Origin of the sequence: Natrialba swarupiae (assembly GCF_008245225.1) — an archaeon.
Taxonomy (GTDB): Archaea; Halobacteriota; Halobacteria; order Halobacteriales; family Natrialbaceae; genus Natrarchaeobius; species Natrarchaeobius swarupiae.
This window is the reverse complement of record NZ_VTAW01000018.1, coordinates 15981-38978: the sequence shown is the minus strand read 5'-3', so window position 1 is coordinate 38978 and position 22998 is coordinate 15981. Positions and strand designations below refer to the sequence as shown.

Sequence of the window (22998 nt, the reverse complement as noted above, 5' to 3'; positions counted from 1 at the left end):
GCTACGGTCGAGCGTCGTCGCGGCGAACACCGCTGCGGTCGAACGTCAGCGCGTCGATAAGACCGAAGCAGTTACTCGAGAGACGGCAGTGGTGACACCGGCACGAACATCGGCGCGACCGTCAACAGGTGCCGGAGGCCCGGAACGTGAGAGGCGCCGATCACCAGCAGTACCCGCTCGCCGTCGACGCCGTTCCAGAGGTTCGCCGCGATCCGGATGTTCCGCTGGTACCAGGCCGTCAACAGACTCGTCGCGGGGTACTCGCCGAGGTCACTTCCCTCGAGCGCCGCGGCGAAGAGCAGTTCGTCGTTCCACCGCGCCCGGTCGGGGTCGTTGAGGTGACGGTGATACTCGAGCAACGTTCCCTCGTCGAGTAGTCGCTGATCCTCGGCGATCGTTTCCTCGAGTGCGGGAAGGGGATACGCGACGTCGGCGGGGTCCGGGAGCAACGACTCGAACGACGGCGGCGTCTCCTCGGACTCGAGCAACGCGGTCAGGTTCTGTGGATAATCGACTGCCGCCGGCGGCTCGTGATCGAGACGGTCAGCCAGCCGAAACCCGATCTGGACGATCTCGTTGGTCGGGTCCAGGCGCTCCGGAAGCGCCTCGATCCCGCCGTCTCGGTAGTCTGTGTACGCCTCGTCGATGATCTCCTGCTCGGCGGACGGCCACTCGACGGCGACCCGGTCGGGGTCCCACGTCGCGAGTCGGTCGACGAGGTCGGCGAGTTCCCGCTGTCGGTCGTCCTCGAGGACGTCCCCCGGATCGACCGCGAAGACGTTTCCGCCGTCGCCGTCTGCCGTGTGCTGGAGGTGCGTCGATCCGAAGAGCATGACGCGTCGCTTCCCCTCCCGCGGAGCGGGCCACGCGTCGTCGACTTCGTCAACCGATTCGCGGCCGGCCGGGCCGGTACAGCCGGCGGTCTCCGCCGTGGTACCGACTGCCGTCGTCGCCAGGAACTGCCGGCGAGCGAGAGCGAGTTCGGCGTTCATCGGTCGGTGGAGACAGACGGGGTGAGCATTTCGTCCGTGGCGAGATCGACGAAGCGATCGGGTCCGGGCAAGCGAGCGGGTCCGCGTGTTCGATCCATCGTGGTTCGCTCGGAATGAGGCGCGCGAGGACGATATGACACCGTGACGAGTTGGCCAGTGAACATCTCGGCGAAAGCTACTTGACGACGAACGTCACCTTTCGGAATTTCGGAAAGTGAGCGCATACCCGAAAGAAAGTGGTTCGGGCGGTCGAAATCGGCCGATCCGATCCGATCCGTTTCGGAAAATCGGAAACTGCACGCCGTCGCTTATGTGCCGTTCTGACGACCTCCAGTCTATGTCCGACTCCACAGTTCACGGGGAACCGCTCGGTGACGAATCCGGACTGGTACTGCTCGAGGTGTCCGAACCGCACTCGACCGTCGTTCATCGACTCGTCACGCACCGGTTGGCCGACACACCCGGTCGGACGGCCTACTGGATCGACGCGCGCAACGCAGTCTCGACGCACGTCCTGTACGACTGCGCCTCGAGCGCCCGCGCGCTCTCTGGACTCCAGGTCGCGCGGGCGTTTACCGCTTACCAACACCACACGCTGGTCAGGGAGGTCGTCCGACGGGCCGACCCACGAACGGAACTCGTCGTCGCACCGAACGTCGCCTCGCTCTACCACGATTCCGACGTGCCTGCGTACGAACGCGAGGAGCTGTTCGCCTCGACGCTCGAGACGCTGTCGGAACTGGGAGAGGTTCTCGGCTGTCCCGTTCTCGTCACGAGCGCCGACGACGAGCGGGCGTCGGCAGTCAGCGAGTACGCACGGACGACGATCCAGTGCGTGCACACGCGCGAAGGACTTCGTCTGGTTGGACCGGACGGGAACGCCGCAACCGAGGGCTACTGGCAGGGAGAGTGGTGGCAGACGACGATCCCTTACTGGGCCGAGGTCTGTGGGACCGTCGACCGGCTGGACCCCGTCGTCGCCGCTTACGACCGCGGGCTGCTCGAGGTGACTCACTGATGGGGCGGACGAACCCCACCTATCGGAACGCGATTCGGGCGATAGAGTCCGAGTGGCAGCCGATGCGGCGGGCGCTACGCCGGGAGCACCAGTCGGACTTCGACCGACTGTTCGACCGCGCCCGCGGCTTCGCCGACGCGGCCGGGTACGCGAATCCGCCGGAGCCGGAACGGGCGCTCGTGTTGTCGCTGTTGCTCGCCCACGAGGCCGAGTTGCGCCGGCTTCGCGAGGAGTGTACGTGTCGATGCGGCTCGGACCCGACGGACGGCGACCGAACGCGAGGTGACGAGAGCGAATGAGTCCGTACACGTTCGAGTTCGAGGGCGACACCGTCCGCGAGTGGACGCTGACCGACACCGGAGCCGAGTCCCGACTCGTCACGGACTATCAGCCGTCGCTGTACGTGTCGGGTCCCGACGACGCGCTCTCGGATCTGCGAGTGCGTCTCGAGTCCGATCCCAAACTCGTCGCGACGAGGTACGAGCGCCTGGCGACAGATCTCCACGAGGCCCACGCCGGCGACCGAAGTCGGGTACTCCGCGCCGACCTCGAGCGCGTCGGCGAGGCACGGACGCTGGCCCGCGAGATCCGCGGCGTCTACGAGCGCGAGGCGTACGCGCCGGGGACGTTCCGGCTGTTCGACGTCGATCTGTCGCCGGGATTTCGGTACTGTCTCGACCGCGGGATCGATCCGACTCCGGGTCGCGATCTTCGAACGCTGTCGATCGAACTCTCGGAACCGGCGCTGGGAGACGGCGACGTCTCCGCAGTGAGAGTCGAGGGCGAACCGATCGGCAGCGCCGAGACGGACGCTGTCGACGTCCTTCGAACGCTCGAGGATCGCCTCGAGCGCGACGACCCGGACATCCTGGTGGTGAGCCACGCGGATCTGATCCCGCTGCTCGACGAGCGGGCGACCGAACGCGGACTCGAGAGGTTTTGTCTCGGGCGTCTCCCGGGGTTGACGCGGCTGGCTGGGGAGAACAGCTACGAGAGCTACGGGCGCGTGGGCCACTCCTCGGCGCGCTATCGCGTTCCGGGTCGGGCGATCGTCGACGAGTCGAACAGCTTCCTCTGGCACCAGTCGGGGCTGGCCGGACTCGAGTACATGATCGAGAAGACGGGCCGCCCCCTGCAGGAAGCGGCGTGGGGAAGCATCGGAACGCTGTTGACCTCGAGACAGATTCGGCTGGCTCGCGACCGGGAGGTCCTCGCGCCCTGGAACAAGTGGGTGCCCGAGCGGTTTACCGACGTCCGAACGCTTCACGCGGCCGACCGCGGCGGGTTCACGTTCGCGCCCGAGGTCGGCTTCCACGAGGACGTCCACGAGATCGACTTCGCGTCGTTGTACCCGCGGATCATCTGCGAGCACAACGTGAGCCCGGAGACAGTCGACTGCGGGTGTCGAGACGAATCCAGTGTCGATACTGGCGAGGCGACCGACGCACTCGGCGGAGACGGGCGTCGCGTTCCGGAGCTCGGATATCGAATTTGTGGCGACGACGGCTTTCTCCCCGACGTTCTCGAGCCCCTGCTCGAGGACCGGGCGGCGCGCAAGCGGCGACTGGCCGCCGATCCGTCCGAGGAGGAAGCCGCCCGCCTGCGCGGCGAGTCGGGCGCGATCAAGTGGGTGCTCGTCGCCTGTTTCGGCTACCAGGGGTACCGAAACGCCACGTTCGGGCGAATCGAGTGCCACGAAGCGATCAACGCCTACGCCCGTGAGATCGCCCTCGAGGCGAAACGACGGCTCGAGGACGCCGGCTGGCGGATCGTTCACGGGATCGTCGACAGCCTCTGGGTGACTCCCCGAGTGGACGAGCCGACGCCGATCGGTGAAGTCGCGGCCGAGGTCAGCGACGCCGTCGGGATCGAGCTCGAACGCGACGGCCACTACGAGTGGGTCTGTTTCGTTCCCCGTCGCGATTCGGCCGCGAGGATGAGCGCCCCAGAGGGGACGGGAAAGAGTTCCTCAGGGAGTACGACAGCGGAGTCCGCGCCCGCTGGCGCGCTCACGAAGTACTTCGGAAAGCGGGTGGATGGCGGGTACAAGATCCGGGGACTCGAGTGTCGCCAGCGGAACACGTCGGCCTTCGTCGCGGAGAGTCAACGCGAGTTCGTCGAGGTCCTCGACCGGGAACGGGAGCCGGCCGCCGTCTGCGACGCACTCGACCGTCGGCTCGGCGAGCTTCGGACCGGCTCGGTCGATCCCCGGGACCTCGTCGTCACGAACCGGGTTTCGAAGCCACTTGAGGCGTACGACCGGCGGACGCGATCGGCCGCGGCGCTCGAGCGCTACGAGTCGAAGGGACTCGAGCGGTCGCCGGGTCAGTCGGTCCGATACGTCGTCGTCGACGACGATACCACCGGGGCCGAGCGGGTTCGACTCCCGTTCGAGGAGCCGACCGCCTACGACAGGGAGTGGTATGCGACAGCAGTGGTTCGCGCCTGCGAGAGCGTCGTCTCCCCGTTCGGGTGGGATCGGCGTCGAATTCGTTCCACCCGACAGGACGGACAAACCGTGTCACTGACGACGTTTCATACGGATTGCTGTAGCGATATACCGGTGAGACCGCCGTCCGGGTCGCGGTCTCACCGGAACTGATCTACAGTAAACCGTATCACGAGTGAGCTGTCGTCTCTCAGCGGAGATCGGGCAGGACGTTCGCCACTGATAGTTTCAAGCGAGAGAGCGTCAGCAAATCCGATATCCGACACCACATTTATATCCCGCAATCGATTGTTGAATGGCAATCGATTCATGGACGTCTTCGACACGCGAGCAGAGAGACGACACGGACGGGTGTTCCGGTTTCACGATACGATGCCGGCGTCGGCGACCGGAATCGATACACGAGACCCATGAGCACATCCGGAGACACTCCCCCCGAGCGAGCACAGATCCTGCTAGTCGAGGACAATCCGGGAGACGTCCGGCTAACGAAGGAGGCGTTCAAACAGGGACGGATCGAGAACGATCTCCACGTCGTCACCGACGGAAATCGAGCACTCGAATTTCTCGCCAGGGACGGACGATACGAGGACGCCCCCCGTCCTGATCTCATCTTGCTCGATCTCAACCTGCCACGGACCGACGGGGAGGAGGTCCTCGAGCAACTCAAGGACGATCCGAACCTCCGATCGATCCCGGTGATCGTCCTGACGAGTTCCCGTGCAGAAGAAGACATCGTCAAGTCCTACGAACTACACGCCAACGCGTATCTCACGAAACCGGTCGATCCCGACGAGTTTATCGATGCCGTCCGGGCGTTCGAGAAGTTCTGGTTCTCCGTCGTCAGGCTGCCCTCGGAGGTGGACCGATCGTGAACGAATCCGATCCACGAACCGAGACGGCCGATCGAATCGACGTGGTCGACGACCAGAGAACCCATGCCGATCAGCGAGCGAACCCCCTCCAGATCCTGCTAATCGAGGACAATCCGGGCGACGCTCGCCTGATCGAGGAGATGCTCAAAAACACCGAAGAGCTCACTCAGCGAGTCAGAACCGACGAATCTGTCGATCAACTGCCGGAGATGATCCGTGAGACACACCTCGAGGATGGACTCGAGCGGGTACAGTCCGATCCGATCGACCTGGTGTTGCTGGATCTCAACCTCCCGGACAGCGAGGGATTACGGACCCTCGAGACGGTCTCCGAGCAGGGTGACGAAACGCCGATCGTCGTGTTGACCGGGCTCAGAGATCAGCAAGTCGGCGTTCGAGCGATTCAGCGGGGTGCAGAGGACTTCCTCGTCAAAGACGAGGTGACGAGCGAGTTGCTGGTCCGGACGATCCACCACGCGATCGAGCGGGCTCGACAGAAACGCCAGCGTCGCCGACAACGCCAGCAGCTGGAGGCGCTAAACCGGTTAAATCGGATCGGAAACGACATCACACACGCCGTGATCACGACCGAGACGCGGGCCGAACTCGAGCAGCGGGTTTGTGACCGCCTCGCGGAATCCGACGCCTACCGTTTCGCGTGGATCGGTGGCGTCAATCCCGGCAGCGACCGCGTCGTTCCGAAAGCCGCTGCTGGTGTCGAAGGAGGATACCTCGAGAACGTCGAAATCACGGTCGACGAGGACGATCCAACCGGCCAGGGACCCTCGGGAACGGCGATCCGGACCGGATCGGTCCAGGTCATGAGCGACGTCCACACCGACCCGCAGTACGAACCGTGGCGCGAAGAGGCGAAAGAGCAGGGATACCAGTCGTCGGTCGCGATCCCCATTATCCACGAGGATCTCGTCTACGGCGTGTTGAACGTCTACTCGTCGTCGCCACGGGCGTTTACCGGCCCCGAGACGACGATTCTCGCCCGCATCGGCGACATCATCGCTCACGCGATTACCGCGATCGAGCGACGGGACGCACTGGTCAGCGACGCTGTCGTCGAACTCGAGTTCCGGGTCGACGAGCTCGCCGAACCACTGGTCGCGCTCTCACGGGAAGAGTCCTGTCGCGTGGAGATCGAACAGCTGATCCGTGGCGACGAGACGTTGCTGGCGTACGGCTCTGCGTACGAGGTGTCCCAGGACCGATTTCGAGATTCGGTCGAATCCACTGACGGCATCGACGAGGTTCGGTTCCTGACGGTCAGACGTGGGGAGTTCGAGTTCGAACTCGTCGCACCAGTCGCGATCTCGTTGCTCGAGTCGATCGCCACACACGGCGGCCGCGTCGATTCTGCGACGATCGAAGACGGGGAGTTTCGGTTCGTCGTCGAACTGCCACGGGGACGGGATACCCGACAGATGATCGAGGTCATCAGGGAAAACCGCCCCGACGCCACCTATCTCGCACAGCGGACCACCGAACGGAGCGACCGAACCGACATGGGTACGCCAGGGGTACTCGAGAACGATCTCACCGAAAAACAACGTGCCGCACTCGAGACGGCGTACTTCGCCGGCTACTTCGACTGGCCACGCCAGAGCACGGGCGAGGAGATCGCCGACCGACTCGGAATTGCGCCGGCGACGTTCAACCAGCATCTCCGAACCGCCGAGCGGAAGTTCTTCGATTCGGTGTTCGAAGGGTAACTATCGGTTGCGATGCGAGCAGCTGTTTTCGTTATGTTCGGGCTGGCTCCATCGATAGAATTGCCCGGGTCAAACGTGTGGATGACTCTGCGTTTCTTCTCGCCGGAGGAGTCAGACGGATTGCTGTCCCTGTGTCCCGCCGTATCCGGGGAACGGGTCCCAGATGTGGCGGTACTGACGGACAGTAGATCGTATCAATCCAGCGCTTGCCGCTGGTTACGACGTTTTCACCACCACGATCACCACGATCGACCCAACCAAGCGCTCGATAACCGAACCCCGTCCGAAGAACTGTGTAACTAGATTCACTAGTACCGTCCCAAGCGTCAACTGATGGGTGAAACCGTGTGTGGGTGACCGGTTTCACCTATCAGTGCAGGCTTGGAACGCCACTAGTGCTTTGGCAAGCCTGCACTGCAGGGTCGAATGCGGTGGTGTGGTCCGAGTCGACGCTGTCGAAGGACTAGTTCCGGAAATTTAATGATGATGTATGAAGTTCCGTAACGTGTTAGCCAATAGTTACCAATGATCGATCTCGATATCGACATGCGGCAGTACGATTGCCCGTTTATCGACACGACCGACGACGTCGATATCGCCTTCTCCGCCGTCCAGTGGCAACTCGATACGAGCGACGACCAACTCGAGACGCGACTCATCGCGAGAGGCGAGTCGAGGGGAGCCCTCGAGGACGGACTCCGGGCGCTTCGAGCGCATCCGAACATGCGGGAGTGTTACATCCTCTCGAAGCGAGAGAACGTCGCCCAGATCGGGACGACGATCGAGCAGACGAACGCGATGGAGACGATCCAGCAAAACGGCGGCTACATCACCGGCCCGTTCCAGATCGAGCACGGTCGGGAGCGCTGGCACGTCGGGTTCGACGACGACGACGCCGAGGATCACGCACTCGCCGAACTCGAGCGCCACAACGACTACCACGTCGAGGACCGCGACCAGTTCGGCCCCACACCGCTTTTCGACCTCCTCGAGAACTCCGACAGCGCTATGGAGTTACTCGAGGGGTGTCGGTCGCTGACCGAGACCGAACGGGAGACGTTCGAGGTCGCCTCCCGGAACGGCTACTACGAGACGCCGAGAGAGACGACTCTCGACGAACTCGCGGATCACTTCGAGATCTCGAAGACGGCCGTCTCGATGAACCTTCGGCGCAGCGAACGCAAGATCCTGAAAGGTGCGCTGTCGGCACTCGACGGGATGGTGGGCCGCGAGGAACTCTGATACGGAACGCTGTCCGGTGGATTGGTGCAATCGCAGGACTGCTCGCGGTTTCACCGTCGATGACCGACAGCAGTCCGGACGACAGTAAACCGTCTCAGGGAATCTCGTGAATCGTCAACTCCACGTCGCGCCGATCCCCTTCGATGTCCTCGACGAGTCGCTCGACGACCGTCTCGGCCTCCTCTACCAGCCGCGGTCGAACCCGATCGACGATTCGGTCGATCGAGACGAACCGTGGCAACGAAATCGCACTCTCGTCGGCCGAGTGGGGGTCGTACAGCGCCTCGAAGAAGATCCGGCTCGCCGTCTCCGCGTCGGCCGGTGCGGCCTCGGGTTCGGGCTCGACGCGCCACTCGCCGCGAGCGTCGACGTCCTCGACCAGTCGCCACTCGAGGGACTCCGGCGGGCTGATCGCGGTCACTTTCGAACTGGCGGTGTAGGTAAGCTTCCACCAGGCGAGTTGGAGGTCGTACACCGACCCGGCGTCGCCGTTCCCGTCGACGCGGACGCCCTTGAGGTGTTCCGTGTACCGCGGATACTCCGTAAACGAGCGAACGTACGGGAAAACCTCCTCGGGGGGACGGTAGGCGACGGTGCTGAGGAGAATTCTGTCCACGCTCGCGATAGGAATGCCGTGAGGGTAAGGATTGCTATCGTAGCCGCTGCTCGTCAGTACCCACCAGATCACCAGCCCGATCGCCGATGGGTGTCGAACCCGTTGCAGTCGTTACCGTCACCGACTGGCAGCGAACGGTCGTTACTGGTCACAACCACGCCTTCGGTGGACGAGTCGGCAACCGATGCAATCTATACGTGTCGATTCCCAATGGCTGATACAGTATCGATATCACCGGACATGAGTGACTCTGTCTCTGTCCTCCTCGTCGACGCCGATGTCGAATTTGCGGCCGAAGCTGCCGGGTACGTCGAGCGGAGGTACGATCGGATCACCGTCGAAACGGCGACCACCGCGGCGAAGGGAGTGACACAACTCGAGCAGGGCACGTTCGACTGTGTCGTCGCCGATTGTGTGACCGGGACGAACGACGCTTTCGATTTTCTCGAGGCCGTCCGGGATCGGGACCCGGACCGTCCGTTTATCGTCGTTGCCGAACAGGACCCCGAGACGGTCGCCGCCGAATCGATCTCCCGCGGGGCGACCGATTACCTCCAGAAGCGTTCGGGCACCGGACAGTTCGACCTCCTCGCGAACCGCGTATTGAACGCCGTCGAACGGTACCGCGCGAAACGTGCCGAGCGGCGACTGGGTGAACTCACCGAACACACCGACAAGATCCTCTCCATCTTCGACGCCGACTGGACCGAACTGCAGTTCGTCAACTCCGCGTACGCCGATATCTGGGGACGCTCGCTCGAGCGATTGCACGACGACCCGACCGACTTCGTCAACGGCGTCCACCCAGACGACCGCGAGCGCGTCGAGGAGGCCATGGCTGCACTCTCCAGCGGCGATCCCGTCGATCTCGAGTGTCGCGTCAACGAAGACGAGGCGTACGGTCGGTGGGTCAGGATCTGGGGTGAACCGATCGTCGAGGGGAACGAGGTCGTCCGTGTCGCCGGGCTCGCCACCGAGATCACGGACCAAAAGCGCCAGGAGCGCGAACTACGGGACGCGAAACTCCAGTTGGAGGCTGCGATCGACGCCGGTACGGTCGGCACCTGGGAGTGGGACGTACGCGAGGATCGGTTCGTCGCCGGGCCAGCGTTCGCCGAGACGTTCGGCGTCGACCCCGCGGCTGCCCAGGAGGGCGTCTCACTCGAGCGGTTCGTCTCCTCGATTCACGCGAACGACCGCGACCGGGTCGAATCGGCTATCCAGGCTGCGATCGACGCCTGTGATTCCTACGAACAGGAGTACCGCGTTCACAACGCCGCGGGCGAACTCCGGTGGGTGCTCGCGAGAGGACACGTCGAGTGTGACGAAGACGGGACCGCGATCAGGTTTCCCGGTGCGCTGATGGACATCACCGAAAAGAAGCGGGCCGAACACGAACTCCAGCGCCACGAAGCGTTTCTCGAGGAGTCGACCGACATCGTCACCGTCGTCGACGCGGCCGGGACGATCGAGTACCACAGCCCGTCGGTCGACGAGATACTGGGGTACGATTCGACCGACGTCACCGGAACGAACGCGTTCGAACTGGCTCACCCGGACGACAGCGGCGAACTGGTCGAAGCGTTCGGCGATCTACTGGGGGTGTCGGGTGCGTCCGAACGCGCCGAGGCCCGGTTTCGAACCGCCGACGGCGAGTGGCGCTGGCTCGAGGTCCACGGCACCAACCAGCTCGCCAACCCCGCCGTCGACGGCATCGTCGTCAACAGTCGGGACATCACCGAACGCAAGCGACAGGAGCGAGAGCGAAAGGCGTTGATCGAGTTCCTCCAGTGGCTCTACGACCTAACGACCGACGTCGATCGCTCGCTCGAGGGGAAGATCTCCCGGCTGCTCGAGTTGGGCTGTGAGCGACTCGACCTCCCGTACGGCTTCCTCTCGCGTATCGAACGCCGCGAGGCCGACGAGCCGGGCGGTACACAGACGATCGTCCAGGCCCACGGCACGCACGACCGGCTCCAGCCGGGCGAATCCGGCCCGCTCTCGCGGACGTACTGCCGAGAGACGATCGACTCCGACGATCTGCTCGCGACTGCCGATGCGGCCGCAGACGACCGCTACACCGAGGAGGCCTACGAGCAGTTCGAACTCGGCTGTTACGTCGGCGGCCAGGTCCGGGTCGAGGACGAACTGTACGGGACGCTTTGCTTCGCCGCCGACGAACCCCGCGAGGAGGAGTTCTCGACCGGCGACCGCATGATCGTTCGGCTGATGAACAGGTGGGTGAGCTACGAACTCGAGCGCCACCGGACGACTGCGGAACTCGAGCGGGCGAACGAACGTCTCGAGCGAACGAACGAACGACTCGAGTCGTTCGCCAGCGTCGTCTCTCACGATCTCCGGAACCCGTTGAACGTCGCCAGCGGACACCTCGAGTTGGCCCGGACGAATCAGGACAGCGACCACCTCGAAGAGGCCGACGCGGCCCTCGACCGAATCGAGACGCTGGTCGACGATCTCCTCACGCTGGCTCGACAGGGCGACAGCGCGGTCGAGCCGGAACCGGTGTCGCTTCCAGATCTCGTCGACGATTGCTGGCGGAGCGTCGAGACGGGGAACGCGGCGTTGCACGTCGAGACCGACCGGACCATCAGCGCCGACAGGACGCGTCTCCAGCAGTTACTCGAGAATCTGGTCCGCAACGCCGTCGAACACGGTTCGACGAGCCCTCGGTCACAAACTCCCGAGGACGCCGTCGAACACGGCTCCACGAGCCATGCAGAACCTGATAGTTCTGCAGACGCGATCGACCACGGTGGCGAGGGCGTAACCGTGACCATCGCCGACGTCGACGGCGGATTCGCCGTCGAGGACGACGGTCCGGGAATCCCTCCCGAGGAGCGCGACCGGGTGTTCGAACCGGGGTATACGACCGAACCGGACGGGACCGGCCTCGGACTGCGGATCGTCGAGGACGTCGTCGACGACCACGACTGGTCGATCGACGTCGTCGACGGAAACGACGGCGGCGCCCGGTTCGACGTCACCGGCGTCGACGTTCTCGAGTCGGCCAATGACGAGGGCGACCACGGTAAGAAGCCGGCCGACGACGGGGGTGACCACCTCACGGAGTCGGCCGACGACGGGGACGGAGCGTGTTCGGTCGGGAGACGCCCGTCGGGAACCGACGAGTCGGACTGAGCGTCCGCAGTCTCTCGAGTGTCCCCCTTCCGAACGCAGCCTCCAGCGGGACGTTCACAAAGTATTTGGTTCGGTGATACGTTCCCACCGCACATGCCCTCCAGCATCGTGTTACAGTCCGGCGGCGCGGGATTCGTCGTGCTGTTCGGTCTCGTGATGGTGCTCGTCACGCTCGCCCTGATCGTCTGGACGTTCGTCGACGCCCAGGAGAACAGCAGCCACCCCGCGTTTCTCTGGGCGCTAGTCGTCTTCTTCGCGCCCTTCCTCGGGGTCGTGTTGTACGTCCTGATCGGACGGGATCGTCTGTAGGCACACCTCGAGAGTGAGTGGGGTGGCTCGGACTCTCGGTCGCCGTCCACTCGTTTCCCGAGGCCTCGGCGGCGACGCTCGTGTGGGACGGCTCGAAGACCGCGACGTCGCCGCTGCGATACCTCGGAATGCCGCTTGCGGCGCTCTCGCGGCTGGCACTCCTCGGCCGGTTTTTTGGCTCGATCTGCCGTACGGGCTGGTGTTGCTCGTTGTGGTCTGGGAACTCTTCACAATCGTCTGAACGATGCAGTCTCGTCTGGCTCTCGTCCGTCACGAGGAGTTCCACTCGCGACGGTGGATGCCAGAATCGCCTGCCCGTGCCAGACGGCACGAACGTCGGACGGCAGTGTCGAGAAGTGAATGTTTTAGTCTCGGAGACGAAACGTCGGCCGATGAGAGACGTTTGCATCGTCGGCGGAGGCGTTTCCGGCCTCGCCGCGTCGATTTACACCGCTCGAGCGGGACTGGACACGCTGATCGTAGACGGCGGAGAGTCGATCCTCGCTCGGAACGCCAGCCTCGAAAACTACCCCGGCTTCCCGGACGGCGTCGACGCCCGTCGACATCTCGAACTCGCCCGCGAACAGGCTCGAAACGCCGGTGTCGCGTTCGAACTGGGGCGGGTGACGAGCGTCGAACTGAGAGACGAGGACGACCTCGAGGCGGGGTTCGTCCTCGAGACCGAGGGTGGCGATCCGCTCTCCACCCGCCGCGTCATCGCGGCGTCGTGGTCGGACAGCGAGTACCTGGTGCCCCTCGACGTCGGCCGCATCCAGCGGGGGAGCAAGCACTTCGTGAGCGTCGACGACGGCGGACGGACGGCCGTCGACGGCGTCTACGCGGCGGGGAGAATCGCAGGCGAGCCCCACCAGGCGATCGTCGCCGCCGGCCACGGCGCGAAAGTCGGGCTCGCGGCCATCCACGACTCCGACGCCAACTTCTATCACGACTGGGTCGTCCCCGAGGGATACTTTACGGGCCGGGGCCGCGACGTGCCGCCTGGCTGTGAGGAGATCGACGACGACGAACGGCGCGAGCGTGACGAGCGGGCCCGGGAGACGATCCTCGAGGCGTTCGCCGAGCCACTCGAGGAGCGGCCGACGATGCACCCGAGCGTCGACCGGGACTGATCGCATCGACGGTGAACGAATCAGACGTCGGTGCCTCGCTACGCTTAACACGCCGCCGTGAGAAGGGCGAACGAATGCTCGAGGGAGTCAACGTCGCGCTCGGGGTGACGGGCTCGATCGCCGCCGTCAAGACGGTCGAACTGGCCCACGAACTGCGCCGACGCGGTGCCGACGTTCGTGCGGTGATGACCGACAGCGCACGAGGGATCGTCCACCCGTGGGCGCTCGAGTTCGCGACGGACGCCGACGTCGTCACGGAGATTACGGGCGGCGTCGAACACGTTTCACTCTGTGGGTACGACGGCTGGGCTGACGTCTTCGTGATCGCCCCGGCGACGGCAAACACTGTCGGAAAGATCGCCGCCGCGGTCGACGACACGCCCGTCACGACCTGTGCGACGACTGCCCTCGGCGCGGGGACGCCGGTCGTGATCGCCCCCGCGATGCACGAGCCGATGTACGACCACCCCGGCGTCCTCGAGGCCATCGAGACCGTCGAGGGATGGGGCGTCGACTTCGTGGAGCCGCGAATCGAGGAAGGGAAAGCCAAGATCGCGACCGAGGAGGCGATCGTCTGCGAGACGGCTCGAGCGGCGGGTGAGCGACCGCTCGAGGGGACACAGGTCGTCGTCACCAGCGGCGCGACGAGCGAGTCGATCGATCCGGTCCGGGTGCTGACAAACCGCTCGTCCGGGAAGATGGGACGGGCCGTCACCCGTTCGTGTTACGTTCGCGGCGCGGACGTCACCCTCGTCCACGACGGCGAAGCGGTCCCCTACGCCGACGTTCGTCCGGTCGAGAGCGCCGCCGAGATGCTCGCGGCGACGCGGGAGGCCGCTTCGAGCGCCGACGTCCTCGTCTCCGCGGCGGCGATCGGCGACTACACCGTCGAGGCGAGCAACGAGAAGATCCGCTCGGGACAGGAGCTCACGCTCGAACTCGAGCCGACGCCGAAGCTGATCGATGCGGTTCGCGAGGAGCGGCCGACGTTGCCGATCGTCGGCTTCAAGACCGAGACGTCCGGGGACGAGGCGGCGATGATCGAGCGGGCGCGGGAGGCGATCGACCGGACGGACCTCGCGTTCGTCGTGGCCAACGACGCCAGCGTGATGGGCAAAGCGGAGACGCGGGCGCTGCTGGTTCACGAAAATGACGCCGCCCGGTACGAGGGAACGAAAGCCGGGCTGGGCGAAGAGATCGCCGACTCGATCGCCGTCATGCTCGCGTAGCCGCCGGACCAGTCACATATAAGATAGTCAACAGCTGTGCATCGACGACGCGTCGTTCCCGCTGTTTCAGAGGGGTCAGGAGAATTATATAGGTGGCGTTCCTGCCAGGAAATAATGGGTGTACGAACGGATATGGAATCGAGTGTGGGACGTCCGAGGGAGGTGAGCTGTAGTGGCCCAACAACACCACAATGAGGCCCGTAACACGGCCGAAGCCGCCGACGATGACGACCGCGACACCGGAATCGAGGAACCCGAGGACTTATCGAAAGGCGAGGTTTTCGAGGTCCTGCGCAACCAGCGTCGGCGGTACGTGCTCCACTACCTGAAACAGGACGACCGTCCGGTCGAACTCGGCGACCTCGCCCAGCAGGTTGCCGCCTGGGAGTACGAGACGACACTCGAGGGCGTCACGCCCGAACAGCGAAAGCGGGTGTACACGACGCTCCAGCAGACGCATCTCCCGAAGATGGACGAGGCCGGCATTCTGACGTTCGACTCCGACGAGGGGATCATCGCGGGAACCGACCGGACCGGTGACATCAGCATCTACCTCGAGATCGTCCCCGGCCACGAGTTCGCCTGGCGGGAGTTGTATCTCTCACTCGGTGCGATCGGGTGTGCGCTGGTCGCCGCGCTCTGGCTCGAGATCTATCCGCTGACGGTGCTGTCCGATCTGACGTGGACAGCGATCATCTCGATCACGATCACCGCGACGGCGGCCGCACACCTCTATCACGAACGGAACATGCGCCTGGGCCACGGCGACCAGCCGCCGGAACTCAGCTTCGGTAGCGACGAGTGATCGAGGCCGTCGTGACTCGTTGTCGGTGAAATCACGGGAAACCTGTGATTTCGCCGGTCGCTCCGTACACCAGCTCCGACCAGCATGGACCGATCGCGCCCGCGGTGCGATCGGATCGTCACATTTTACTCCGATACCCACCGACCCACGACATGGATCAGTTGAAGCGATCGCTTCTCGAGGCCCCAATCATCGAGAAAAACGGTTACCACTACTTCGTCCACCCGATCAGCGACGGCGTCCCGAAGCTGGATCCGACGCTGTTGCGCGAGATCGTCATCCGGATCATCCGCAAGGCGAGACTCGAGGAGGTCGACCGGATCGTCACGCCGGCGGCGATGGGGATCCACATCTCGACTGCGGTCTCGCTGATGACCGACATCCCGCTTACGGTCATCCGCAAACGCGAGTACGGCCTCGAGGGAGAGGTCGCCATCGCCCAGCAGACGGGCTACTCGGAGAACGAGATGTACATCAACGACGTCCGCGAGGGCGAGCGCGTGCTCGTTCTCGACGACGTGCTCTCGACCGGTGGCACGCTCGCGTCGGTGCTCGAGGCCCTCGAGGAGATCGGTGCCGAAGTCGTCGACACGGTGGCAGTCATCAAGAAAGTCGGTGGCGAGAACAAAGTCGACGACGCGGGCTACAACGTCAAGACGCTGATCAACGTCGACGTCGTCGACGGCGAGGTCGTGATCGTCGACGAGGACGGCGACAGCTGAGACGGAACGGATTGCTGCACCTGTGTCCCGACACTTCCGGAGAACGAGTCCCGGGAGCGGCGGCACCGACGTACAGTAAACCGTCTGAGACGGTCTGTGCCAGTTCCGTCGATATCTCCTCACAGCCGGTCGGAGACAGCCCTCTCCGGCGACGGCCAATCCGCATGCGATCGCCAGCGAGAACGAGTCTCGAGGCGACCGTCTCCTCGAAAGGATGTCAGCGCGGCCGGGTGATTGGTGTTGGGTCACAACCCATATGCCCGCTGCGTCTCAACCGATGAGATATGGGCTGTCGGAAGGGGTTCGACGAACGGGTTGGACGACGAACGATTCTACGTGGACTCGGTGCGGTGGGGACGATCGGGCTGTCGGGGTGTATCACCGCCGAACGTGACGACCGGATTTCGGAGAGTGGCCCGACAGAGCTGATCCAGCGCGGGTTCGAGGCGACAGGAGTTGACGCGCCGTTCGAGACGACGATCTACGCGAACGCGGAGAACGGCGAGCGGAGCCGCTGGGCGCAACTCGTCCAACACGAACTGAACGAGACGGGGCTGTTCGACGTCGACTTCGAACAACTCGAGTGGGGGAGCTACGAGCAGTTGTGTCTGAATATGGCAGACAACGCGGAGAACGCGCTCGTGACCCTCGACATCAGCGGTGGCTGGGATCCTCACACGTACGTCAACTCGCTCTTTCACTCGGACCGCCGGTCGCCAAACGGCTTCAACTTCAATCACTACACCGACGATCGGACCGACGAACTGATCGATTCCGGCCTCGCCGAGAGCGACCCGGAGCGACGAGCCGACATCTACCGAGAACTGCAGGAACGACTCGCGAGACAGGTGCCGATATCGATCGTTCGATCCGGCGAGGAGACGGCGATCTACCGGTGTGACGCCATCGACGACTGGCGTCAGTACCCGTTACCCGGCAGCGAGTACGATGCGGTGTACACACCGTACGGCCGAGAGTTTCTCGAGTCGGAGGACGGTGCGGAGCTCGTCGTCGACCTCCCCGCGACGGTCTCGAACCCGGATCCGGTACGGATGAACGACACGACCTCGAACATGGCGACGACGCCGATCTACGAGGGGCTGCTCGCGGTGGACTTCGAGGGGGCGGTACGGCCCTCGCTCGCGACCGACTGGGAGCAACTCGATCCGACGACGTATCGGTTCGAACTCAGAGGAGACGTCGCGTTTCACAACGGTGAAACGCTCACCGCCGACCACGTCCGCGCGACGTTCGAGCGCTACGCGGGGACTCCCCGGGAAACGGACGTCTACGACTGGTACGAGGACACTGTCGTCATCGACGAGACGGAACTCGAGATTCACCTCGAACGGGAGTACGGCCCGTTCGAGGTGAGCGTCGGCGTCCCGATCGTTCCGCTGGCTGCGAGCGAGGGGGCGCTCGATCTGAGCGAGGAGCCCACCGGAACCGGTCCGTACCGGTTCGACGAGTACGCTGACGGCGAGTACTGGCGACTCCGCCGGTTCGACGGCCACTGGTTCGACGGCGACGAATCCGTCCCCGAGCGCCCACCGGTCGAGACGATCACCATGCGGATCGTCCCCGACCCGGCGTCCAGACGCGCCGCGATCGAGGCCGGAGAGCTCGATCTGGCGACCCAGATTTCAGCGGCGGACGTCACCGACCTCGAGACCCAATCGGCGTACTGCGTCGAGCGATCCGCCGCCGGAGCGATCGACTTTCTCGTCTACCCGGCATACCTCGAGCCGTTTACGAACGCCGACGTTCGCCGCGGCATCGACCGGTTGATTCCCCGCGAGACGATTGTCGAAGACGTCTACGCTGGAGTGGGTGCCGTCGCGTACACGCCGATTCCGCCGCTTCTCGAGGAGTTCGCCGTCGACAGCCTCGATCCCGATCGATAGCGCTCGTCGCTTCCGAGGACGACCTCTCAGGTACCGTTAAGTGATGGACTTTCGTACTGGTTGCTGATCGGACCGAGACGGAACGCTGTACTGGGTTTCGGCGCGACCGCGACAGTCTGCGGTTGGCCCCGAAACTCGACACAACGACCGGACGACCGCCCGCATCGGTTCGGGCCGGCGAAGGTCGCGGTCCGTCGTCCCGGTCCGAAGCTCGCAACGCCGACGCGATCGTCTTCCGAACTCTGCGCTATGTCGATCATCCGATACACACTCAGACGCGCGCTGACGGCCGTCCCGGTACTGCTCGGTGCGACGGCGATCACGTTTTCGTTCGTCTATCTCACGCCGGGGGACCCGGTCGACGTGCTCGTCGGCTTCGACCACGTCGATCCGGAAACTCGGGCCGCACTTCGGGCCGAGTACAACCTCGATCGCCCGCTCTGGCAGCAGTACCTGCTGTGGCTCGGTGACGTCGTCACCTTCGAGTTCGGCGAGTCGCCGATCACCGGCCGCGACGTCGGCGAGACCGTCGCGAGTCGCCTCCCGCACACGGTCGCACTGGGCGTCGCCTCGTGGACACTGTCGCTCGCGATCGGCGTTCCACTCGGGATCCTCGCCGCGATCAAACAGGGGCAACCGGCGGACGAGGCCAGTCGAATCGCCGCGCTCGTCGGTATCGCCACGCCGAACTTCTGGCTCGGACTCGTCCTCCTGTTCGTCTTCGCGGTCCACCTCGGCTGGGTTCGAGTTACCCCGCCCGACGCACCGCTCGTGAGCCTCGAGATGGCGTGGTTCGTGATCTTGCCGACCGTCACGCTCGCGACTGCACTGGCCGCCATCGTCACCCGACTGATGCGCTCGTCGATGCGTCGCGAACTCGACCGGGAGTACGTCCGGGCCGCTCGAGCCAGGGGGCTTCGCGAGCGGACGGTGATCCTGAAACACGTTCTCCGAAACGCCTCGACGGCGGTCGTGACGGTTGCGGGCCTCCAGATCGCGTTTCTCGTCGACGGCGCGGTGGTCGTCGAGCACGTCTTCTCCTGGCCCGGGATGGGACAGTTGCTCGTCGAATCGATCGGCCGGCGGGACGTTTCGGTCGTCCAGGCGAGCGTGTTGCTCATCGCGGTCGCGACGGTCGCGGCGAACCTGCTCGTCGACGTCGCCTACGCGATCATCGACCCACGAATTCGACACGACCGATGAACGAGCAAACGACACGACGAGGGCGCATCAGAATCGACGGCCTCGAGGAGCACCTGTCGTCTGACCGAGCAGACGGTGATCGGACCGACGCCGACCGGCCCGGGGACCACCGGGACGCGTCCGATCGCCAGATGGCCGCGGCGAACACCAGGCCGTCGGCCACCTCGGCGTCCACCGGTCGGTCGACGCTGACGCCTCGAGACGGTACCAGCGCGCGAACCGTCCACAGTCGGAGCCGGCTCGAGGAGAGCTGGCGTCGGTTTCGGTCGAACCGGACGGCGCTGTTCGGGCTCGCGATCGTCGCGGTCCTGTCGGCGGTCGCGATCGTCGCCCGTCCCGTCGAGTTCTCCACGATGGGGTATACGATCACGCTCCAGCCGTTCTCACTCGCGCCGTACGATCCGAACGAGCTGTCCGTCGGGCCGCCGAACGCCGGCCCCTCGCTGGCCCATCCCTTCGGGACCGACTGGGCGGGTCGGGACCTGTTCTCCCGGGTCCTCGTCGGCGGGCGGTACAGCCTGAGCATCGGTGCGCTGGCCGTCGCCCTCGCGCTGTGTGTCGGCATCCCACTCGGCGCGATCGCGGGCTACGTCGGCGGCTGGCTCGACGAGGCGATCATGCGGATCGTGGATATGCTGTACGCGTTCCCGTTTCTCGTCCTCGCGATCGCCATCGTCGCGATCGTGGGGCAGGGGTACTGGAACGTCGTCTTCGCGCTCGTCGTCACCGGCTGGCTCACCTACGCTCGGCTGCTTCGCGGCGAGGTGCTCTCGATCGTCGAGACCGACTACGTCGCCGCCTCGAGGGCGCTCGGCACGCCCCATCGGACGATACTCGCGCGCCACGTCGTCCCCAACGCCGTCGCGCCGGTGATCGTCCAGGCGACGCTCAACGTCGGCTCGGTCGTCACCGCGGCCGCGGCGCTTGGCTTCCTCGGTCTCGGTCTCGAGCCGGGAACCGCCGAGTGGGGGGCGATGCTCGCCCAGGGCCGGTCGGCGCTGCTCCGTGGAAACTGGCACGTCACGGTCTTCCCCGGCGCGGCGATCTTCCTGTTCGTGCTGGCGATCAACCTCGTCGGAGACGGACTCACCGACGCGCTCGGCTCGCGAGACGGACGCGAACGGAGGGGTCGGTGATGGCGCTGCTCGAGGTCGAGAACCTGACGGTTCAGTTTTACACGGAAGACGGCGTCGTTCGTGCGGTCGACGGTCTCAGCTACGAGATCGAGGCCGGCGAGACGTTCGCCATCGTCGGCGAGAGCGGCGCTGGAAAGAGCGTCGCCAGCCTCTCGCTTCTGGACCTCGTCGGTCGCCCCGGCGAGATCGTCGACGGCGAGGTCCGGTTTCGTGGTCGAAACGTCCTCGAACTCCCCCGCGAGGAACTCCGACGGCTCCGTGGAAACGACGTCGCGATCGTCTTCCAGGACTCCCAAGCGGCGCTCGATCCGGTCTACACTGTCGGCGAGCAGATCGTGGAGACGATGCGCGCCCACGAGGTCGCGTCCGGGCGCGAGGCCCGCGAGCGGGCGATCGCCCTCTTAGAGCGCGTCGGGATCGCCGACGCCCAGTCGCGATACAGCGATTACCCACACGAACTCTCCGGCGGAATCGCCCAACGCGTCCTCGTCGCCGTCGGGCTGTCGTGTGAGCCGGACCTGTTGATCCTCGACGAGCCGACGACCGGACTCGACGTGACGATCCAGGCCCAACTGCTCGAGTTGCTCGAGGAACTCGCATCGTCGTTCGAGACGGCGATTCAGCTCGTGACCCACGACCTCGGGGTCGTCGCGGAGTGTTGTGACCGCGTGTTGGTGATGTACGGCGGCCGCGCGGTCGAACGCGCTCCGGTCGAGGAGCTGTTCTACGATCCCGCCCACCCATACACCGCCGGACTGTTGGCCTCGATTCCACGAATCGGGGCGGATCGAGAGCGGCTCCCGTCGCTCCCCGGCGGCCCGCCCAACCCGATTCAGCCGCCGACCGGCTGTCGGTTTCACCCGCGCTGTCCGTACGCCGAGGAGGTGTGTGCGACCAGCGAACCGGATCTCGTCGAGACCGAGACCGGAACCGCTGCGGATGCGACCCGCCAGGATCACGTCGCCGCCTGCCACGAACACACCGGCGATCTCGAGGACGGACTCGGCTACGCGGTTCGGGTCGTCGACGATTCGCCGGACGCTACCCGCGGGACGTCACCCGGCGGAAGTTCCGGGAGGGGCCACGATGACCGGTGACGACCCGCTGCTCCGGGCCGAGGGCCTCGAGAAACGGTTTACGACGAGTGACGGGCTCCTCGAGCGGCTGCTCGGACGCGGCGAGACGATCCGCGCGGTCGACGGCGTCGACCTCGAGATCGCGGAGGGCGAGACGCTGGGACTCGTCGGTGAGAGTGGCTGTGGGAAGACGACGCTCGGGCGGCTCCTCGTCGGCCTCGACGAGCCGTCCGCGGGCTCGGTCGTCTACCGGGGTCGAGACCTCGCGACGCTCGATCGGCGCGAGCGACGGGAGCTGCGGACGAACGTCCAGTACGTCTTTCAGAATCCGCTCGCGAGCCTCAACCCACAGCTTCCGGTCGGCGACATCGTCGGCGAACCGCTCGCGGTTCACGATATCGTCCCGCCGGATCGACGCGACGATCGGATCGCCGACCTGCTCGAGACGGTCGGCCTCGAGCCCTCGGCCGCGAACCGCTACCCACGTGAGTTCTCGGGCGGCCAGTGCCAGCGGATCGCCATCGCACGTGCACTCGCCGTCGAACCGGAGGTTCTCGTCTGCGACGAACCCGTCACGGCGCTCGACGTCTCCGTCCAGGCGCGAATTCTCAACCTGCTTTCGGAGCTCCAGGCGGAGTTCGGCCTCTCGTATCTGTTCGTCAGCCACGACCTCTCCGTCGTCGAACACGTCGCCGACCGCATCGCGGTGATGTACCTCGGTCGGATCGTCGAGCGTGGCTCACCGACACAGCTGTTCGAGGGCGACTCCCACCCCTACACCGAGGCGTTGTTGTCGGCGATCCCCGAACCGGACCCGTGCTGGGAGGGCGACCGGATCGTCCTCGAAGGAGACGTGCCGTCGGCGATCGATCCGCCGTCGGGCTGTCAGTTCCACACCCGCTGTCCGAAGGTGATCCCGCCTTCGGCGTACGACCTCGAGTGCGAAGTGTTTCGCGGCGTGATGGACTTGCGCCTCGACCTCGCGGATGCCGTCGCCGACGGCGGCGATCCCCGCGAGGCGCTTCGCTGGCCGCCGGCTGGCGCGACAAACGCCACGGCGATCGACGCCGACTCGACCTTCACGGCCGGCGCGATCAAAGACGCCTACGGGATTCCGCGGACGCTGACCGACGAGGACGCGGAGGCGGCGCTCACTGAAGCACTCGAGGCGCTCGCGGCTGGCGACGCCGAGCGAGCGCGGTCGCGTCTCAGTCGGACGTTCGAGTCGCCGTGTGAAACGGACCGACCGGATCCCCAGGTGGTCGACGATTCCGGCGACGCTCGCCACCGAATCGCCTGCCACCGGTTTTACGATCGGGCCACCCGCGAGTGAGGCGGATTGCTGTGCCGACCTCCCGGCACACCCGCCGTTCGGGCCGCGAGTGCGCCGGAACTGACCGACGGCAGACCCC

19 protein-coding genes and 1 pseudogene are annotated in these 22998 nt (G+C 65.2%); 18 read left to right on the top strand and 2 right to left on the bottom strand.

Annotation, left to right across the window (positions count from 1 at the left end; translation table 11 throughout):
• Positions 1-71 precede the first annotated feature (71 nt).
• Positions 72-992: a DUF5694 domain-containing protein gene (locus FYC77_RS13670; RefSeq protein WP_149082054.1), complete on the bottom strand. Its 921-nt coding sequence runs from the start codon at positions 990-992 to the stop codon at positions 72-74.
• A 337-nt stretch (positions 993-1329) separates the two neighbouring features.
• On the opposite strand from FYC77_RS13670, the gene FYC77_RS13665 reads away from it, so the two are divergent.
• The 7 genes and pseudogenes from FYC77_RS13665 (at position 1330) to FYC77_RS13635 (ending at position 8297) form a co-directional block, all read left to right on the top strand.
• Positions 1330-2010 carry a hypothetical protein gene (locus FYC77_RS13665; protein WP_149082053.1) on the top strand — a complete coding sequence of 227 codons (681 nt, stop codon included), beginning with the start codon at positions 1330-1332 and terminating at the stop codon, positions 2008-2010.
• On the top strand, positions 2010-2309 hold the full coding sequence (locus FYC77_RS13660; RefSeq protein ID WP_238386947.1) for a hypothetical protein: 300 nt from the start codon (positions 2010-2012) through the stop codon (positions 2307-2309). The genes FYC77_RS13665 and FYC77_RS13660 overlap by 1 nt, the downstream gene beginning before the upstream one ends.
• On the top strand, positions 2306-4612 hold the full coding sequence (locus FYC77_RS13655) for a DNA polymerase domain-containing protein (protein ID WP_149082052.1): 2307 nt from the start codon (positions 2306-2308) through the stop codon (positions 4610-4612). The genes FYC77_RS13660 and FYC77_RS13655 overlap by 4 nt, the downstream gene beginning before the upstream one ends.
• Before the next feature lie 257 nt (positions 4613-4869).
• The gene (locus tag FYC77_RS13650) at positions 4870-5334 is read left to right on the top strand and encodes a response regulator (protein WP_149082051.1); all 465 of its coding nucleotides are present in this window, start codon (positions 4870-4872) and stop codon (positions 5332-5334) included.
• Between the two features lie 41 nt (positions 5335-5375).
• Positions 5376-7055 carry a bacterio-opsin activator domain-containing protein gene (locus FYC77_RS13645; protein ID WP_238386953.1) on the top strand — a complete coding sequence of 560 codons (1680 nt, stop codon included), beginning with the start codon at positions 5376-5378 and terminating at the stop codon, positions 7053-7055.
• 186 nt (positions 7056-7241) lie between these two features.
• Positions 7242-7358: pseudogene (locus tag FYC77_RS20740) on the top strand (IS6 family transposase); the annotation flags it as partial.
• A 222-nt stretch (positions 7359-7580) separates the two neighbouring features.
• Positions 7581-8297 (top strand): helix-turn-helix domain-containing protein, encoded by a 717-nt coding sequence (locus FYC77_RS13635; RefSeq protein ID WP_149082050.1) that lies wholly within the window; start codon positions 7581-7583, stop codon positions 8295-8297.
• 94 nt (positions 8298-8391) lie between these two features.
• Here FYC77_RS13635 and FYC77_RS13630 read toward each other — a convergent pair whose 3' ends face one another.
• Positions 8392-8913, bottom strand: coding sequence for an SRPBCC family protein (locus FYC77_RS13630; protein WP_149082049.1), 522 nt, complete (start codon positions 8911-8913; stop codon positions 8392-8394).
• Between the two features lie 240 nt (positions 8914-9153).
• On the opposite strand from FYC77_RS13630, the gene FYC77_RS13625 reads away from it, so the two are divergent.
• From FYC77_RS13625 to FYC77_RS13575, 11 genes are all read left to right on the top strand, one after another.
• Positions 9154-12072, top strand: a complete 2919-nt coding sequence (locus tag FYC77_RS13625) for a PAS domain-containing protein (protein WP_162354533.1) — start codon at positions 9154-9156, stop codon at positions 12070-12072.
• A gap of 93 nt (positions 12073-12165) precedes the next feature.
• The gene (locus FYC77_RS13620; RefSeq protein ID WP_149082047.1) at positions 12166-12381 is read left to right on the top strand and encodes a PLDc N-terminal domain-containing protein; all 216 of its coding nucleotides are present in this window, start codon (positions 12166-12168) and stop codon (positions 12379-12381) included.
• A gap of 128 nt (positions 12382-12509) precedes the next feature.
• Positions 12510-13511: an NAD(P)/FAD-dependent oxidoreductase gene (locus FYC77_RS13615; RefSeq protein WP_238386951.1), complete on the top strand. Its 1002-nt coding sequence runs from the start codon at positions 12510-12512 to the stop codon at positions 13509-13511.
• A gap of 74 nt (positions 13512-13585) precedes the next feature.
• Complete coding sequence (coaBC, locus tag FYC77_RS13610) at positions 13586-14740, top strand: bifunctional phosphopantothenoylcysteine decarboxylase/phosphopantothenate--cysteine ligase CoaBC (protein ID WP_149082046.1); 1155 nt, start codon at positions 13586-13588, stop codon at positions 14738-14740.
• 172 nt (positions 14741-14912) lie between these two features.
• Positions 14913-15545 carry a DUF7344 domain-containing protein gene (locus FYC77_RS13605; protein ID WP_394349022.1) on the top strand — a complete coding sequence of 211 codons (633 nt, stop codon included), beginning with the start codon at positions 14913-14915 and terminating at the stop codon, positions 15543-15545.
• A 152-nt stretch (positions 15546-15697) separates the two neighbouring features.
• Positions 15698-16267 carry a hypoxanthine/guanine phosphoribosyltransferase gene (gene hpt / locus FYC77_RS13600; protein ID WP_149082045.1) on the top strand — a complete coding sequence of 190 codons (570 nt, stop codon included), beginning with the start codon at positions 15698-15700 and terminating at the stop codon, positions 16265-16267.
• Between the two features lie 284 nt (positions 16268-16551).
• Complete coding sequence (locus FYC77_RS13595; protein WP_149082044.1) at positions 16552-18171, top strand: ABC transporter substrate-binding protein; 1620 nt, start codon at positions 16552-16554, stop codon at positions 18169-18171.
• A gap of 249 nt (positions 18172-18420) precedes the next feature.
• A complete protein-coding gene (locus FYC77_RS13590; RefSeq protein WP_149082043.1) occupies positions 18421-19374 on the top strand; it encodes an ABC transporter permease in 954 nt (317 codons plus the stop codon).
• Positions 19371-20510 (top strand): ABC transporter permease, encoded by a 1140-nt coding sequence (locus tag FYC77_RS13585; protein ID WP_149082042.1) that lies wholly within the window; start codon positions 19371-19373, stop codon positions 20508-20510. The genes FYC77_RS13590 and FYC77_RS13585 overlap by 4 nt, the downstream gene beginning before the upstream one ends.
• Positions 20510-21607 (top strand): ABC transporter ATP-binding protein, encoded by a 1098-nt coding sequence (locus FYC77_RS13580; RefSeq protein WP_149082041.1) that lies wholly within the window; start codon positions 20510-20512, stop codon positions 21605-21607. The genes FYC77_RS13585 and FYC77_RS13580 overlap by 1 nt, the downstream gene beginning before the upstream one ends.
• On the top strand, positions 21597-22919 hold the full coding sequence (locus tag FYC77_RS13575) for an ABC transporter ATP-binding protein (RefSeq protein WP_149082040.1): 1323 nt from the start codon (positions 21597-21599) through the stop codon (positions 22917-22919). The genes FYC77_RS13580 and FYC77_RS13575 overlap by 11 nt, the downstream gene beginning before the upstream one ends.
• Positions 22920-22998: the final 79 nt, after the last annotated feature.